Source organism: Duganella sp. P38 (genome assembly GCF_050859475.1).
GTDB lineage: Bacteria > Pseudomonadota > Gammaproteobacteria > Burkholderiales > Burkholderiaceae_D > Rugamonas.
This window is the reverse complement of record NZ_CP193936.1, coordinates 2,193,931-2,210,238: the sequence shown is the minus strand read 5'-3', so window position 1 is coordinate 2,210,238 and position 16,308 is coordinate 2,193,931. Positions and strand designations below refer to the sequence as shown.

The 16,308-nt window shown below is 65.2% G+C and carries 14 protein-coding genes and 1 pseudogene; 3 read left to right on the top strand and 12 right to left on the bottom strand.

Features of this window, described 5'->3' with window-relative positions:
• Positions 1-5: 5 nt before the first annotated feature.
• The 3 genes from ACRQ5J_RS10135 to ACRQ5J_RS10125 all read right to left on the bottom strand — a co-directional run bounded on the left by ACRQ5J_RS10135 (position 6) and on the right by ACRQ5J_RS10125 (position 4,708).
• Positions 6-323 (bottom strand): hypothetical protein, encoded by a 318-nt coding sequence (locus ACRQ5J_RS10135; protein WP_432383068.1) that lies wholly within the window; start codon positions 321-323, stop codon positions 6-8.
• A gap of 121 nt (positions 324-444) precedes the next feature.
• Positions 445-1,299: an EamA family transporter gene (locus ACRQ5J_RS10130; RefSeq protein ID WP_432383066.1), complete on the bottom strand. Its 855-nt coding sequence runs from the start codon at positions 1,297-1,299 to the stop codon at positions 445-447.
• Position 1,300: 1 nt separating this feature from the next.
• Positions 1,301-4,708 (bottom strand): DUF748 domain-containing protein, encoded by a 3,408-nt coding sequence (locus ACRQ5J_RS10125; RefSeq protein ID WP_432383064.1) that lies wholly within the window; start codon positions 4,706-4,708, stop codon positions 1,301-1,303.
• Between the two features lie 50 nt (positions 4,709-4,758).
• Here ACRQ5J_RS10125 and ACRQ5J_RS10120 point away from each other — a divergent pair.
• Positions 4,759-5,712, top strand: a pseudogene (locus tag ACRQ5J_RS10120) (aminotransferase class I/II-fold pyridoxal phosphate-dependent enzyme); the annotation flags it as partial.
• Between the two features lie 190 nt (positions 5,713-5,902).
• The gene (locus ACRQ5J_RS10115; protein WP_432383062.1) at positions 5,903-7,105 is read left to right on the top strand and encodes a serine hydrolase domain-containing protein; all 1,203 of its coding nucleotides are present in this window, start codon (positions 5,903-5,905) and stop codon (positions 7,103-7,105) included.
• Between the two features lie 10 nt (positions 7,106-7,115).
• On the opposite strand, the gene ACRQ5J_RS10110 is transcribed toward ACRQ5J_RS10115, so the two are convergent.
• The 4 genes from ACRQ5J_RS10110 to paoA are packed head-to-tail and all read right to left on the bottom strand — an operon-like array spanning position 7,116 to position 11,176.
• On the bottom strand, positions 7,116-7,331 hold the full coding sequence (locus ACRQ5J_RS10110; protein WP_432383060.1) for a hypothetical protein: 216 nt from the start codon (positions 7,329-7,331) through the stop codon (positions 7,116-7,118).
• A 43-nt stretch (positions 7,332-7,374) separates the two neighbouring features.
• Positions 7,375-9,567 carry an aldehyde oxidoreductase molybdenum-binding subunit PaoC gene (paoC, locus tag ACRQ5J_RS10105; protein ID WP_432383058.1) on the bottom strand — a complete coding sequence of 731 codons (2,193 nt, stop codon included), beginning with the start codon at positions 9,565-9,567 and terminating at the stop codon, positions 7,375-7,377.
• Between the two features lie 5 nt (positions 9,568-9,572).
• Positions 9,573-10,526 carry an FAD binding domain-containing protein gene (locus ACRQ5J_RS10100; protein WP_432383056.1) on the bottom strand — a complete coding sequence of 318 codons (954 nt, stop codon included), beginning with the start codon at positions 10,524-10,526 and terminating at the stop codon, positions 9,573-9,575.
• Positions 10,523-11,176: an aldehyde dehydrogenase iron-sulfur subunit PaoA gene (paoA, locus tag ACRQ5J_RS10095; protein ID WP_432383054.1), complete on the bottom strand. Its 654-nt coding sequence runs from the start codon at positions 11,174-11,176 to the stop codon at positions 10,523-10,525. The genes ACRQ5J_RS10100 and paoA overlap by 4 nt, the downstream gene beginning before the upstream one ends.
• A 116-nt stretch (positions 11,177-11,292) precedes the next feature.
• Here paoA and ACRQ5J_RS10090 point away from each other — a divergent pair, with 116 nt between their 5' ends.
• A complete protein-coding gene (locus ACRQ5J_RS10090) occupies positions 11,293-11,670 on the top strand; it encodes a hypothetical protein (RefSeq protein ID WP_432383052.1) in 378 nt (125 codons plus the stop codon).
• Between the two features lie 5 nt (positions 11,671-11,675).
• Here ACRQ5J_RS10090 and ACRQ5J_RS10085 read toward each other — a convergent pair whose 3' ends face one another.
• The 5 genes from ACRQ5J_RS10085 to ACRQ5J_RS10065 form a co-directional block, all read right to left on the bottom strand.
• Entirely contained in the window at positions 11,676-12,371 is a 696-nt protein-coding gene (locus tag ACRQ5J_RS10085; RefSeq protein ID WP_432383050.1) for an MOSC domain-containing protein, read from the bottom strand.
• Positions 12,368-13,042, bottom strand: a complete 675-nt coding sequence (locus ACRQ5J_RS10080; protein ID WP_432383048.1) for a glutamine amidotransferase — start codon at positions 13,040-13,042, stop codon at positions 12,368-12,370. The genes ACRQ5J_RS10085 and ACRQ5J_RS10080 overlap by 4 nt, the downstream gene beginning before the upstream one ends.
• An 81-nt stretch (positions 13,043-13,123) precedes the next feature.
• Positions 13,124-14,281: a Gfo/Idh/MocA family protein gene (locus tag ACRQ5J_RS10075; protein WP_432383046.1), complete on the bottom strand. Its 1,158-nt coding sequence runs from the start codon at positions 14,279-14,281 to the stop codon at positions 13,124-13,126.
• Position 14,282: 1 nt separating this feature from the next.
• On the bottom strand, positions 14,283-15,338 hold the full coding sequence (locus ACRQ5J_RS10070; protein WP_432383044.1) for a sugar phosphate isomerase/epimerase family protein: 1,056 nt from the start codon (positions 15,336-15,338) through the stop codon (positions 14,283-14,285).
• Positions 15,339-15,350: 12 nt separating this feature from the next.
• Positions 15,351-16,304, bottom strand: a complete 954-nt coding sequence (locus tag ACRQ5J_RS10065; protein WP_432383620.1) for a substrate-binding domain-containing protein — start codon at positions 16,302-16,304, stop codon at positions 15,351-15,353.
• Between the last annotated feature and the right edge of the window lie 4 nt (positions 16,305-16,308).

The following is a 16,308-nucleotide window of genomic DNA, read 5'->3' as shown; positions in this document are numbered from 1 at the left end:
GCGTTTCAGGCGGCGGCCTGCTTGTCCTGTTCGCTGAACCATTCGAAGATGACCAGGCCGATGATGGAGGCGATCGGCATAAAGACCGCCGACACGATCACCCACAGCGCCGGCGAACGGCCCAGCCGCCTGGCGGCAATGCCGACAAACACCAGATGCAGCACGTAGCAGATGGCGATGCCCATGCCGGTGGCGATCATCAGCAGCACCGATTGCGTGGTGTGCTGCACCAGCGGCGGCAGGTACGACGCCACGCAGGCGATCCATAGCACCAGCGTGACAGCGGCGGCGGCAATTGCTTGTTGGGCGCGAGCGATGTCCATAGCGTCTCCTTGAAGAAGCGCCTATGCTGCCATGAAGCGGTTGCAAAAGCAACAAGCGCTTGCTTGTGGGCGGGAACCTGGAGCACGATGGACGTCGGCCGGCAAGCTGAGCTGGTTTGATCTAGCGCAGCGATGTCAGTGCCGACGCCAGGACGATGGCGCCGATGGCCAGCCACTGCGTTGGCGTCAGGTGTTCACCAAGCACCGCCATGCCGGCCAGCGCGCTCAAGGCCGGCGCCGCGCTGCTGAACATGCTGAACGTGCGCGACGACAGCGTCCGCATCGACATCATCTCCAGCGAGTAAGGCAAGGCACTGGACATCACCGCGATCACCGCGCCCACCGCCAGGAACGCCGGCGTCAGCAGCAACGTCCCCGCATGCGCCACGCCTATCGGCACGATGAACAGCGACGCCGCCAGCATGCCCCACGCCACCGACTGCCCGCCCGACATCGACGACACCCGCTTGCCGTAGACGATGTACAAGGCCCAGCACACCGCCGCTGCCGCCGCGTAGGCCACGCCCACCGGATCGAGCTGGTCCACGTGCCCGTGTATCGGCAACAGGAAATACAATCCGGCCGCGGCCAGACACACCGCCACGAAATCGCGCGCACGGTGCGACGACAATACCGCCACCGTCAGCGGCCCCGCCACCTCGATCGCCACCGCCACGCCCATCGGGATGCGCGCGAAGGCGCGGTAAATCAGCAGATTCATCAGCCCGATCACCGAGCCGTAAATGGCGACGTTGAGCGCCTGCTTCCACGTCAACGGCGTGCGCCACGGGCGGAACATGGCCAGCATGATCAGCGCGGCGATGCCGACGCGATACGCCGTCACGCCCTCCACGCCGACCTGCGGAAACAGGCTCTTGGCGAACGCCGCGCCGACGTTCAGCGACAACTGGCTGCAGAGCAGCGCCAGGCCCGCCATCCACGGGTTGCCGGCCATGTGGGCCTTGTCCTGATTCATTTTATTTCGCCGACAGCTCCAGCTTGACGGCGACCGGCTTGCCGGCCGCGCTCTCCGTCGCCGCCGGCGCATCCGCCACCGCGACACCGCCCACCTCCTTCAACACCGCCACCACGGCCGCCGCGCGGCGCGCACCGAGCTGCGGCAAGGCGTCCTTCGGCAGCGGCTGGGTTTGTTCAAGACGCTGTTGCAGCTTGCCGTAGAACGCCGTGGCGTCCGCCACCTGCGGCTCGCCCTGCACCATATTGCCGAGACGTTGCAGCACCGGCACCTTCTTCGACGTATCCTGGGCCGCGACATTGGCGCCGGCCACTTCGGCCGCTTTCTTTTCCTTGTCCAGCTCGGGTGCGCCGAAGCGTTCGGCGTACAGGTCGCGGATCGCGCCACGGACCTTGCGCTGGCCGATGTCCAGCGGCCCCGGCTGCTCGTTGGCCGCCAGCTTGACGCCTGCGCGGCCCAGCGCTTCGCGCCGCAAGGACTGCGCGCGCAGCGCGGCGCCGTCGGCCGCCTCGCTGTACAGGCCCGGCACCGCCAGCCTCAGTTGCGGTTTCTTCGCCAGCACCTGCGCCACCTGTTTCAGCTTTTCACGTTCCGGCGGCAGCACGGCATCGCTGCCCGCATCGAACTCGACCGCTTCCAGCTTGTCGCCGCTGAAACCCAGCAGATTGCCCAGCGCGCGGAACGGCGCGGTGACGACCTTGTTCATCAGGTTGCCGACGGCTTTCCATACCACCGCGCCATAGCTGAAGCTGGGATCGTTCAGATTGCCCGATACCGGGATGCCGAGATCGATACGGCCGTTGCTGTCCCTGAGAATGGCCAGCGCCAGTTCCAGCGGCAGCTTGAGCGCCTCCGGGCTGTCGATGCGCTCGCCCAGCACCAAGTTGTCGAGCACAACCTGGTTGTTGCCTTCCAGCTGGCCGTTGCGGACCTTGTATTGCAGGTCGAGCGAGATCTTGCCCTCGGCGATCTTGTAGCCGGCGAATTTCATGCTGTACGGCGAGGCCGACACCATGTCGATGTTCTTGAACACCACGCTCATGTCGGTGTTATCGGCCGGGACGAAGGGATTCAGCTGGCCGCGTATGCGGGCCAGGCCGAATTCGTCGACGCGGCCGTCAAGTTCGACCTGGCTGCGCGCGTCGCGCCGCGACGACAGGCCGGTGATGACGCCGTTCAGCTCGTAAATTTTGGCGCCGAATTGCGGGCGCAGGCTCAGGTCGGTGAAGTCCAGCTTGGCGTCCTGCAGGCGCACGCGGCGCACGCGGATCGGGAACGGCTCGGCGTCCGCCGGCGCCGAAGCCTGGGCCTGCTCCGGACGCGGTGCCGCCGGCGAAGCTGGCGCTGCGGATGCCGGCGCAGGCGCGGCGGCAGGCTGCTCGACCAGCAAGCGCTGGGCGTTGAAGCTGCGGTCGTTCTCGATCATCAGGATCGCGTTCGGCTCGACCACGCGCAGCTCGGCCACATCGAGCAGGTTCGGCTTCACGGTCAAGGCCAGCTTGTCCGCGCCGACGCTGCGCCAGTGGGCGAAGCGATCATTGTCCAACTCGTTCAGCGACAGCTCGGCCACTTCAAACGAGCCGTGGTAACGCACGGCGGGATCGGCCTTGCTGCTGCCAGTGCCGGTGCGCAGCCAGCCTTGCGCATTGAGCGCGCCGTCGGCGATCTTCAGCTTCACGTACTTGCTCAACAGCGGCTGCACCGGCGCCAGCGCCAGCCTGGTCAGCTTGAGTTCGGTATCGACCGCGCCGGTGGCCGGAATCACCTTGCCCTTGGCCAGCAACTGCCCGCCCTCCTTCAGGCCAACGCCGCCGTCAAACGCCAGCGGCTTGTTCAGATCGTTGCTGAGATCCTGCACCTTCAGATTGAAATTTTGCAGATTGACCTTGATGCCGGTATCGGCATCGGCAAACAGCGCGCCGAACCGGCTCACCTCGACGGACTTCACATCGGCCGTCCATGCCGCGCCGGCCGGCTCTGGCGCGGACGCCGCGGGCCCGGCCGCGCCTGACCTCGGCAACAGATTCATGAACAGGAACCGCCCCTTGGCGTCGCGCGACAAGTCGAACTGGCCGCCATCGGCATACAGGCGCCCGGCACTCACCTTGTGCGCGTCCAGATCGAGCGAGGCGTCCTCAAAGCCGATGCGCGACAGCTTGACCGGCGCCTGCGTGCCGCTGTTGAGCGACAGATTATTCATCGAGAAGGCCGCGTTGGCGATATTCAGCCTGGCGCCATCCAGCTGCAGCGCCAGTTGCAGCCGGGCGTTGTCCGAGCTGACCTTCAGCGCCGGGCTGACCGTCTGGTCGAAATAGTTGAGCGCCACGCCATCGAGGCCGATCTGCTTGAATTGCAGCTTCCAGCCGCCTTGCGCCGGCGCGGGCGCGGCCTTGGCAGCCGCCGGCCGCACCGGCAAGGCCAGGTGCGCGACATCGAGTTCGCCGCGCGCGTCGCGCCGCATGGTCAGCGCGCCGCCATTCAGGCGCAAGGCGCCAACCTGCACCGACCGCTTCAGCAAATCCACACCGACATCATTGACCGACAACTGTTTCAGCTTGACGAACGGCGAATCGGCGCCACGCTGCAGCGTCAAGTCAATCAGGCTGAGGCCGGCGCCTACCAGGCTGGCGTCGAGCTTGCCCTCCTGGTAGCCGAATTTATACGGCAGCTGCGCCGACAACTTGCCGTCCGCCACCACCACCCGCGAGAACGACTTCAGGTACGCCGCCACCCCGGGCAGCGCCACGTTCTCCAGCGTCAGCACGCCGCTGCCGCGGATCGGATTCACCGCCGCCACGCCCTTCCAGCGCAGCTTGCCGCCCAGTCCGGCATCGGCGCTCAAGGTGTAATCGCCGTTCTCATCCGGCAGCGTGCTCAGGTTATTCAGCCCGAAGGTGATCGGCGCAAACGTATCGTCGTAGCCGGCGTGCCTGTCATGCATCGCCACCTGGCCGTTTTCCAGCGCGAACTGCCTGATGACCAGGCGCGGCAGGCCGGATGCCGGCTCGTCCTTTTTCTTGTGCCTGTCGATCGTCGCCAGCAGCTCGGCAATATTGAATTTGCCGTCCGCGGCAATCGCCAGCTGCAAGGCCGGATCGCTGATGCGGATCTCGGCAAAACTCCAGGCGCGCCGGAACAGCGAGCGCCACTGCATCTCCACCGCCAGCCCGCCAAGCGCGAACAGCGGCGTGCCGTCAGCCTCGGTCAGGCGCACATCGCTGGCCTCCAGCCGCAGCGTGAAGGGATTGAAACTCAGTTCACCGATGCTGGCCTTGCGCTCGAGCTCGGTTTCCGCATACTTCGGTAGCTGGCTCTTGATGATGGCCGGCAGTAGCCAAAAACCCGCCGCCGCATACACACCCACCGCGCTCGCCGCGCCTATCGCCCACCGCTTCCAACGTATCGTCATGCCAACCAACCTTTGCTTTTTTATGTTACAGGCAACAGTATAATCGAAGCATGAATGCGCAACTTGAACCCTTCCACGCCATCGCCATCAGCAAGCAGGCGCACGCCCTGAAAGCCGCCGGCCGTTCCATCATTCACATGGAGTTTGGCCAGCCGTCCACCGGCGCGCCGCGCCGCGCCATCGCCACCGCGCACGCGGTGCTGGACACCGAGGCCATGGGGTACTGGGAAAGCGCGCCGCTGAAGCAGCGGCTGGCGCGGTTCTATCAGGAACGCTACGGCGTGGCGGTCGACGCCAGCCAGTTTATCCTGACCTGCGGCGCTTCGCCGGCACTGGTGCTGGCGCTGAGTTCGCTGTTTGCGCCGGGCGACCGCGTCGCCATGGCGCGGCCCGGCTACGTGGCCTACCGCAACACGCTCAAGGCGCTGCACATGACGCCGGTGGAAATCGCCTGCGGCGCCGACGTCGGCTTCCAGCTGACTGCCGCCGCGCTGGCCGCCATCGAACCGGCGCCGCATGGCGTCATCATCGCCAGTCCGGCCAACCCGACCGGCACGCTGATCAAGCGGGACGAGCTGCAAGCCATTGCCGACGTCTGCCGCGCGCGCGGCATCCGCATCATTTCGGACGAGATCTATCACGGCCTCAGCTACGTCGAGCCGGCGCAGACCATCCTCGCCTACGCGCCGCAGGCGCTGGTGGTCAGCAGCTTTTCCAAGTATTTCAGCATGGCCGGGTGGCGGCTGGGCTGGCTGCTGGCGCCGCCGCAGCATGTGGAGCGCGCGCAGGCGTATTGCGGCAACCTGTTCCTGACCGCGCCATCGCTGAGCCAGCACGCCGGCCTGGCCGCGTTCGACGCGCTGGACGAGCTGGACGGCCACCTGCAGGTCTACCGCGAAAACCGCCGCCTGCTGCTGGCCGCGCTGCCCGGCCTCGGCCTGACCACCGTGGCGCCGCCAGACGGCGCGTTCTACATCTACGCCAGCATCGCCCACCTGACCGACGACAGCCTGGCCTTCTGCCAGCGGCTGTTGCACGACACCGGCATCGCCACCGCGCCCGGCATCGATTTCGATCCGGTCGATGGCGAGGCACTTCATCCGTTTCAGCTTTGCCGTCTCCACGGCGGAAATCGAAGAAGCCATCCGCCGCATGCAACCGTGGTTCGCGGCGCAACCCAGAAAGGATTGAACCATGCGCCGTTCCTCCCTGCCCCGCTGCGCCGCACTGATTGCCGCCGTGATGCTTGGAGGATGCGCCGCCCCGCCGCCGGACCGGCGCCCGCTGGACGCCGAGCTGCAGCGCCTGATGGAAGCGGCCCGCGTGCCGGGCCTGGCGCTGGCGCTGATCGAAGACGGCCAGGTCACTTACACCCAAGCCTACGGCTACGCCAATGTCGCGCGCCAGCAGCCGCTGCGCACCGACACCATCATGTACGGCGCCTCGCTCACCAAGGCCGCTTTCGCCTACGCGGTGATGCAGCTGGTCGACGAGGGCGTGCTGACACTGGACGCCACGCTGCCGCAACTGCTGAACAAGCCGCTGCCCGACTATCCCAAGTTTGCCGACCTCAGGGACGACCCGCGCTGGCGGCAGCTGACGCCGCGCATGTTGCTGTCGCACACCAGCGGCCTGCTCAACTGGCGCTACATCAACGATAACAACAAGCTCGACTTCAAATTCGCGCCGGGCAGCCGCTACGTGTATTCCGGCGAGGGCCTGAACATCCTGCAAATCGTGGTGGAGGAGCGCACCGGCCTGCCGCTGGAAACGCTGATGCAACAGCGCGTGTTCGACCGCTTCGGCATGCGCGATACCAGCATGGTCTGGCGCGACGACTGGGCCGGGCGCGAAACCACGCACTACGGCAAGGACGGCGCCGTCATCCCGCACAAGCGCCGTAGCGACGCCCGCGCCGCCGGCTCGATGGACACCACCATCCGCGACTACGCCGCCTTCCTGGCCGGCGTGCTGCGCGGCGAAGGCTTGTCGCCCGCCGCCTACCGCGAGATGCTGTCGCCGCACATGGCCATCGTCTCGGTGCAGCAGTTCCCGTCGCACTGGCCGGGCGATACCGATCTGTGGCGCGGCATCGGCCTGTCGATCGGCCTCGGCTGGCCGCTGTACAACTCGCCGATGGGCCCGGCGTTTTTCAAGGAAGGCGCGGACGATGGCACCAACAATTTCGCGCTCGGCTTCCGCCAGGCGCGCAACGGCATCGTCATGCTGAGCAACAGCTCGAATGCAAACAATCTATTCTTCCCGGCCGTCGAGTACGTGTACGGCAAGACCTGCCTGCCGTGGTTCTGGATGAATTACATCCCCTACGACCGGCCTGAGCTGATGGGATTGCAGGCGCGCGAGCGGCCGCTGCTCGACAGCGGCTGCCCGCGCTAAGCGGCCGGCGCTACTGCTCGGTCATGCCGCGCAGGTTTTCGATATCGGCCACCGCGTGGCGCCAGGTGATTTCCGGGTCATACACCGGGGCCGATTGCAGCCCCAGCTGGATATCCTTGAGCACCTTGTTGCCCAAGGATATCTTGTAGCGCAAGGCCGTGTACTCCACCTCGTACGTCTGTTTCAGTCCCTGTTTGCGGGTGTAGGTGTCGTGAGAAGCAGGCATGTCGTCCTCCTTGTTCAAAACGTGTCTACAGCATAGCACCAACTCACACGGCGGGCATTTTCGCCAGCAGTTTATCGAGCGTGACCGGGTAGTCGCGCACGCGCACGCCGGTGGCGTTGTAGATGGCGTTGGCCACCGCCGCGCCGACGCCGCAAATGCCCAGCTCGCCCACGCCCTTGGCTTTCATCGGTGAAGACACCGGGTCGGTTTCATCCAGGAAGATCACCTCCTGATGCGGAATGTCGGCATGCACCGGCACCTCGTAGCCGGCCAGGTCGTGGTTGACGAAGAAGCCGCCGCGCTGGTCGATCACCAGATCCTCCATCAGCGCCGCGCCCACGCCCATCGTCATGGCGCCGATGACCTGGCTGCGCGCGGCCTTGGGATTGAGGATGCGGCCGGCGGCGCACACGGCCAGCATGCGGCGCACGCGGGTTTCGCCGGTGTAGGCGTCTACGCCCACTTCGACGAAGTGCGCGCCAAAGGTGGATTGCTGGAACTTCTTGTCGAGGTCGCCGTACTCCATCGTGTCTTCACACACCAGCTCGCCTTGCTCGGCCGCTTGCGTCAGCGGCAGCGAACGGCCGTCGGCGCGCACCGCGCCCGCGACAAACTCGGCCTTGGTCGGGTCGAGGCCCAGCTTTTGCGCCGCCAGCTCGCGCAGCTTGACGCAGGCGGCGTACACCCCGGCCGTCGAGCTGTTGCCGCCCCACTGCCCGCCCGAACCAGCCGACACCGGGAAGTCCGAATCGCCCAGCTTGACCACCACCTGCTTCAGCGGCACGCCCATCATCTCGGCTGCGGTCTGCGCGATGATGGTGTAGCTGCCGGTGCCGATATCGGTCATGTCGGTTTCAACCGTCACGATGCCTTGCGCGTTGAGCTTCACGCGCGCGCCGGATTTCTGCACCAGGTTGTTGCGGAAGGCCGAGGCCACGCCGACGCCGACCAGCCAGCGCCCGTCGCGCACCTGGCCCGGCACCGGATTGCGCTTGTCCCAGCCGAAACGCTGGGCGCCGGTGCGCAGGCAGTCGACAAAGCGGCGCGTCGAGAACTTGCGCTCGCGCTTGGCCGGGTCGACCGTGGTGTCGTTGATGATGCGGAAGGTGATCGGGTCCATCTTCAGCTTCTCGGCCATTTCATCGATGGCGATTTCCAGCGCCATCAGGCCGGGCGCCTCGCCGGGCGCGCGCATGGCGTTGCCCTCCGGCAGATCGAGCACGGCCAGCCGCAGTCGGGTCAACCGGTTGGGTCCGGCATACAGCAGCTGCGTCTGCTGCACGGCGGTTTCCGGCTTGCCGTCCGGCAGGTCGCCGGACCAGCTTTCATGCGCGATGGCGCTGATCTTGCCCTCGCGCGTGGCGCCGATGCGGATGCGCTGGATGGTGGCCGGGCGGTGCGTGGTGTTGTTGATCATCAGCGGGCGCTGCAACGCCACCTTGACCGGCCGGCCCGCCGCCTTCGCGCCCAGCGCGGCCAGCACGGCCTCCGCGCGCAGGAACAGCTTGCCGCCGAAGCCGCCGCCGATGTACGGCGACACCAGGCGCACGTTTTCCTTCGGAATGCCCAGCGTTTTCGCCATGTCGCCACGGCCCCAGGCGATCATCTGGTTGGAGGTCCACAACGTGACCTTGTCGCCCTGCCAGCTGGCGATGGAGGCGTGCGGCTCCATCATGGCGTGCGACTGGTCGGGCGTGCTGTAGGCAACGTCCAGCTTGACCGGCGCGGCGTTGAAAGCGCCGTTGAAGTCGCCTACCTTGTAATCCTTGGCGTCCTTGTCGCCCGGTTCCCTGGCCTTGTCCTTGACCTTGGCCAGGTCGTAGGCGCCGGCCTCCTTGCTGTACTTCACGCTGACCAGTTGCGCGGCGGCGCGGGCCTGCTCGAAGGTTTCCGCCACTACCAGCGCGATCGCCTGGTGGTAGTGCTGGATCTCCGGCCCGCCGAGCAGCTTGGCCGTGTTGAAATTACCTTTATTCAGCTTGCCGGCGTTGTCGGCGGTGACCACCGCCAGCACGCCGGGCGCGCGCCGGGCGCCGCTGACATCGATCGACGTGATGCGGCCCTTGGCGATGCCGGCACCTACCACGTAGCCGTAGGCGACGTTGTCCGGCTGGTGCTCGTAGGCATACGGCGCGGTGCCGGTGGTTTTGTAGGGCCCGTCGATGCGGTCGGTCGGATGGCCGATGACCTTCAGCTGGTCGATCGGATTGGTGGTGGCGGGAGTGACAAATTTCATTGTGGTCAGCCTTTCTTGGCGTCAGCCAGCACCGAGGCCAGCGTGCGCTGCACCAGTGGAATCTTGAAAGCGCTCTCGTTGCTCGGCTTGGCGCCGGCCAGCAGTTGCTCGGCCACTGCCTTGGCGCCCTGCGGCATGCTGGCGTCCGCCGCCGGGATGCGCCACGGTTTGTGGGCGACGCTGCCCAGCGCGACGCGGCCGCTGCCGTCCGGCTGCACCACCGCCGCCACCGACACCAGCGCGAACGCATACGAGGCGCGGTCGCGTACTTTGCGGTAAATATGCGTGCCGCCGAGCGGCTTGGGCAGCGTCACGGCGGTGATCAGTTCGCCCAGCGCCAGCGCGTTTTCCACGTGCGGCGTGTTGCCGGGCAGGCGATGAAAATCGGCGATGGGTATGGTGCGCGTGACGCCGTCCGCGCGGACGGTTTCCACCGTGGCGTCCAGCAGGTGCATGGCCACCGCCATGTCGCTCGGATGCGTGGCGATGCAGGCATCGCTGGCGCCCAGAATGGCGTGGTTGCGGCTGTAGCCGCCGATGGCCGAACAGCCGCTGCCGAGCTGACGCTTGTTGCACGGCTGGTTGGTATCGTAGAAGTAGGGACAACGGGTGCGCTGCAACAGGTTGCCGGCAGTAGTGGCCTTGTTGCGCAGTTGCGCGGAGGCGCCTGCCAGCAAGGCGCGCGACAGTACGCCGTAATCGCGGCGCACGCGCGCGTCGGCGGCCAGGTCGGTGTTGCGCACCAGCGCGCCGATGCGCAGGCCGCCGCCGGAGGTGGCTTCGATCTTGTCCAGCGCCAGGCCGTTGACGTCGATCAGGTGCTGCGGCGTTTCGATTTCCAGCTTCATCAGGTCCAGCAGATTGGTGCCGCCGGCGATGAAACGTGCGCCCGGTGTGCGCGCCGCTGCGGCGGCCGCTTCGGCCGGCGTTTGCGCGCGCTGGTAGGTAAAGGCTCTCATGCGGTCCTCCCTGCCACTTCGGTAATCGCATCGATGATGTTGGAATACGCGCCACATCGGCAGATATTGCCGCTCATGCGCTCGCGCAACTCGGACTCGTTGAGCAGCGGCTTGGCGTTCAGGTCGGCGCTGACGTGGCTCGGGATGCCTTGCCTGATTTCGTCCAGCACCGCCACGGCCGAACAGATTTGCCCCGGCGTACAGTAGCCGCACTGGTAGCCGTCATGCTTAACGAAGGCGGCTTGCATGGCGTGTAGCTGGTCCGGCGTGCCCAGGCCTTCGATGGTGGTGATTTTGTTCCCCTCATGCATTACAGCAAGCGATAGGCAGGAATTGATGCGGCGGCCGTCAACGATGACCGTGCAGGCGCCGCACTGGCCGTGGTCGCAGCCCTTCTTCGTGCCAGTCAGGTGCAGGTGTTCGCGCAGGGCGTCGAGCAACGTGGTGCGCGTGTCGACTTCCAGTGTTTGCTGCTTGCCGTTGACCTGGAAGGAAACCCTGGCCTTGGTGGGGGGCGGTGTGGTGGCGGGCTGCTGGGGTTGTTGCTGTTGCGCATCGGCGGTCAGCGGCACAGCGGTCGCCGTTGCGGACAACGCTCCCGCGATCAGCACATTACGCCGGGAAAGATTTACATCGCAAAGATCGTTCATGTCGTCGCATCCTTCTGCCTGTCGGGTAGGCTTTATAGTAAATGCGTTGCGACTTCAGGTTAAACACGATTGAGCGTTGTCATTGACACTTGCGACGGCGCGAGCACAATCGCCAAATGGACACCAACGACAAAGATTATATTGATGCCAGATTGCAAGCTCTGAGCGCGCAGGTGCGGGCTAGCGAAGTTGCGACCAACGCTCGCTTGGAACAGTTCAACCAGACGTTGGAATTCGGCCTAAAGTCGACAATTAAAGAACAAAGCCTGATGCAAGCGCAAGTCGAGGCGACGCTGGAGAGAATCGCCAGGGATGTAACCAGAAGCCAGAGCGAAATCATCAAATGGGTGGCCGGCATCTCGATTGCCAGCGCAGCCTTCAGCATTTCCGCAACCGCGTTGCTCGTGACGCATCTCGGTCCGCAAAACAATGCGCCAATCGTGGTCTACGCGCAGCCCGCGCCGGCGGCTGCACCGCTCAAGGCAACACCATAGGCAGCCTACGTCGGCTCGGACAAGCGCCGGCTCCAGTCTTCGATCTGGCCTGACTGAATCCGGCGCGAGAAGGTTGTGCGCCAGTTCAGCGACAGTTGCCCGATTGCGGCTGCCTGTCGCCACTCGTCCGCTTGCGCGGCGGGCGAGAACAAGGCGCTAATCAGCCGGGCCATTGGCCATCCCGGCTGCGGCCGCTCCAGCAATTCCAGTTTATCCCCGCGCTCTATCCAACCTTCCTGCAACACCCGGTAATACCATCCGGTCGCGCCGGAGACTTGCATTGCCAACGCGACACCGTCGCGGCACAGCAGGCGATTCAGCTTCCAGCAAGGCTGCCGCCCTTGCGAAACTTGCACCAAGGCCGAGCCGATACGATATACATCGCCGATGTAGACACTCCGCTCGGTGATGCCGTTGGTGGAAATGTTTTCACCAAACGCGCCGGCAACCATTGCCGCCGGGCTGTCCGCATACTGTGATTGCCAATAGGCATAATGCTCGGCCGCGTAATGATGCAGCGCTTTCTCGGGTCCGCCATGATAGCTCCGGTCGCCCTGCTCATCGCCTTGCAGGCCGTTGAGCGACAGCCACACTTTGTCTTTCTGCGATGCTTTTACGATGCCGCTTGGCACGTCCGCATGCCCATCCCGTGCCAGCGGCCGGGCCTTGCCGACAAAGAGTGCGTCGATCACGATGCTCACGCCAGCCACTCGGCGATCATGGATTGGCCCGCACGTTCCAGGCCTGCGGCATATTGCCTGGTATCGTCGCGCAGGCGTTGCAGATCCACGCCGGCGTGTTGCAGCTCGACCGCATGCCCGGTCAGCCACTCTTCCAGCGCAGATGGCGCGAACTCGGCGTGGAACTGTATGCCCAGCGCGTGATCGCCGACGGTGAACGCCTGACACGGCGTGCCCGGCGTGCTGGCAATAGCCTCAATGCCGTCGGGCAGACGGATATTGTCGCCATGCCAGTGCAGCACCGGCACGCCACGCAAATGCTTTAGCGGGCCGTCAGTGTCAAGATTCAACACGGACCAGCCAATTTCTTTGCCTGCCATACGCGCCTCCACCTTGCCGCCGAGTGCGAAGGCCATCAACTGCGCTCCGAGGCAAATGCCAAGGATGGGGCGTTTATGCTGCAGGCGCCGTTGGATGCCATCAATCTCCGCGGCGAGCCACGGATACAGGGCCGTATCATTGACGCCTATCGGGCCGCCCAGCACGACGATCAAATCGGTATCCTGCCATTGCGCGGGCGATAACTGCTGCGAGGCATGCTGATAAGTGATGCGATAACCGCGCGCCTCCAGCGGCGCCGCGAACGCCCCCAGGTTTTCGAACGCCACGTGGTAGAGAGCAATGCAATTCATGACGGCACTCATTATAAATTAGGAATCCTAACTATATCACGAAAATTGCGCCCGCGCAGCGGGGCGCGGGCTGCCAGCCTGCTAGCTGGCGACGTGCAGCCAGCGCGAGCCCTGGCGGTGGCTTTCCATCACAGCGCTCATGAACTTCAGGCCGGCGACGCCATCGTTCACGTCCGGCATGCCGTGCGTAACTTCGGGCGCGGGCTGCCCCGCCTCCACCGCGTGAATCTGCGTCGCGGCATCACGATACAACTGTGCGAACGCTTCCAGATAACCTTCTGGATGCCCCGACGGCACGCGCGTCGACGCCTCGGCTGCGGCGCCGCGCACACGTCCGCGCGTCAAGCGCTGGGCGCTGCCACCTTGCGGCGTAAGCCACAGCTCATTCGGGTTCTCCTGCTCGAAGCTCAAGCTTGCCTCGGAACCGAAGAGCCGCAAACGCAAGCCGTTTTCGCATCCGGTCGCCATCTGGCTACTCCACAGCATACCGCGCGCGCCATTGGCGTAACGCAGCATCACCTGCACATGATCGTCCAACACCCGATTCGGCGTGAACGAATGCAACTCCGCCAGCACCTGTTCCGGCAACATCCCGCTGACATAGCCGGCCAGATGATAAGCATGGCTGCCGATATCGCCCAGGCAGCCATTCGGCCCCGCCCGCAAGGGATCGTTATGCCAGTTATTGCGCTGGAATTCCGCACTCTGGTTAGCCGCCTCGGCCAGCCAGTCCTGTGCATATTCCACGTGTACCAGCCGTACCTCGCCAATCTCACCGGCCGCCACCAGGCTGCGCGCATGGCGCACCATCGGGTATCCCGAATACACGTGCGTCAACGCAAACACGCGGTTGCGACGCCGCGCCAGCGCCGCCAGCGCCTCGCCTTCCGCCAGCGAAATCGCCAGCGGCTTATCGCAAATCACATGGATGCCGGCTTCCAGAAACGCCGTCGCCATCGGCGCATGCAGATAGTTGGGCGTGACGATTGCCACTGCGTCGATGCCATCCGGCCGCGCCGCCTCCTCCCGCGCCATCGTCTGATAATCGGCGTAGCTGCGCGCCGGATCGAGCCGCAAACCGGCGGCGCTCGCTGCCGCCCGCACCGGATCGCTCGACAGGCTGGCCGCCACCAGCTCATAACAATCGTCCAGACGGCCGGCAATGCGGTGAACCGCGCCGATAAAGGCGCCCTGGCCGCCGCCCACCATGCCTAAACGCAATCGTCGCTGTGCTTGCATATCAGCCCTCCAATCCCATCAGCGCACGCAACTGGCGCCGGTCCGCACCGCTGCCGGCGAAGTCGTCGAATGCCCGGCCGGCCACGCGGATGATGTGGCTGCGGATGAACTCCGCCCCCTCGCGCGCGCCATCCTCCGGATGCTTCAGCGCGCACTCCCACTCCAGCACCGCCCAGCCGGGGTAATCGTACTGCGCCAGCTTGGAGAAGATCGCCTTGAAATCGATCTGCCCATCGCCCAGCGAACGGAAGCGCCCAGCCCGTTCCAGCCAGCCCTGGTAGCCGCCATACACGCCCTGCCGCCCGCTCGGCCGGAATTCCGCGTCCTTGACGTGAAACGCCTTGATGCGCTCATGGTAGATATCGATGAAGGCCAGGTGATCGAGCTGTTGCAGCACGAAGTGGCTCGGATCGTACAGAATGTTGGCGCGCGCGTGGCCGTCGACGGCATCGAGAAAGCGCTCGAAGGTCACGCCGTCATGCAAATCCTCGCCGGGATGCAGCTCGTAGCACACGTCAACGCCAGCGTCCTCGAAGGCATTCAGGATCGGCAACCAGCGGCGGCCCAACTCGGCAAACGCCTCATCGACCAGCCCGGCCGGGCGCTGCGGCCAGGGATAGATATAAGGCCACGCCAGCGCACCGGAGAAACTCACATGCGCCGCCAGCCCCAGCCGGCGCGAAGCGCGCGCGCCACGCAGCAACTGATCGGTCGCCCACGCCTGGCGCGCCGCCGGCTTGCCGCGCACCTCGGCCGGCGCGAAGCCGTCGAACAGCGTGTCATACGCCGGATGCACCGCCACCAGTTGGCCCTGCAAATGGGTCGACAGCTCCGAAATTTGCAAACCATGCGTCGCCAGCAGGCCGGCCACATCATCGCAATAAGCCTGGCTATCGGCCGCCAGCGACAAATCGAAAAGCCTTGGATCGCACGGCAGCTGAATTGCCTGGTAGCCCAGCCCGGCAGCCCAGCCAGCCAGATTGGCGAGATTGTCGAATGGCACCTCATCGCCCATGAACTGCGCCAGGAAAATGGCCGGTCCCTTGATGGTTTTCATGCTGGCTCCTGCTCAGTACGGTGAATCGGCGAAGTAAAACTGCCTGGCGTTGTCGCGCGTGATCAGCACCGACGGAATAATCGTCTTGGGCGGCAAGGCCTCGCCCTTCAGCCGCGCGGTGGCCGTCATCTTGATGGCGTCGTAGATGAACTTCGGCGAATAGGACACGTCAGCCTGGATCAGCTTGTCGCCGTCGATGATTTTCTTGACCGCGCTCTTGGCGCCGGCGCCGCCAAACACTTCCTTGATGTCGGTGCGCCTGGCCTGATCGATCGCCTTCAGCACGCCGATTGCCATATCATCGTCGGCCGCCCACACGGCGTCGATCTGCTTGAAACGCGTCAGGTAATCCTGCATGACCTTGAAGGCATCGTCGCGGTTCCAGTTGCCGTACTGGCTGGCCAGCACCTTGATGCCGGGATAGGCTTGCAGGGCCGCGTTGAAGGCATCCACGCGCTCCTTGTCCAACGTGCTCGGCATGCCGCGCAGCACAACGATATTGCCCTTGCCGCCCAGCTTGCGGCCGAGGTATTCCGCCGGCAGCTTGCCGAAGGCGGTGTTGTCGCCGGCCACGTAAGCGTTCTGCGCGGCCGGATTGGTCAGGCCCCGGTCCACCACCGTCACGTACACGCCCTTGTTCTTCAGCTGCATCACCGGCTGCGTCAGCGACGCCGATTCCAGCGGAAAGATCACCAGCGTGTTGATCTTGTTCACCACCAGCATGTCTTGCAACTGGTTGGCCTGCTCCGGCGTGGTGCCAGCCGTCTTGATGATGATTTTCAACGACGGATTCGCCGCTTCCAGTTCCTTCTTGGCCTGATTGGCCCACCAGACGATGCCGCCGGTAAAGCCGTGGGTGGCGGTCGGGATGGCGACGCCGAGCGTCACCTTCTCCGCGGCCAGGGCGGAGCCGGCCGCGACGGCGGCCACCGCCGCGAACAGCCCGGCGCGCGCAATACGTTTCATGGAG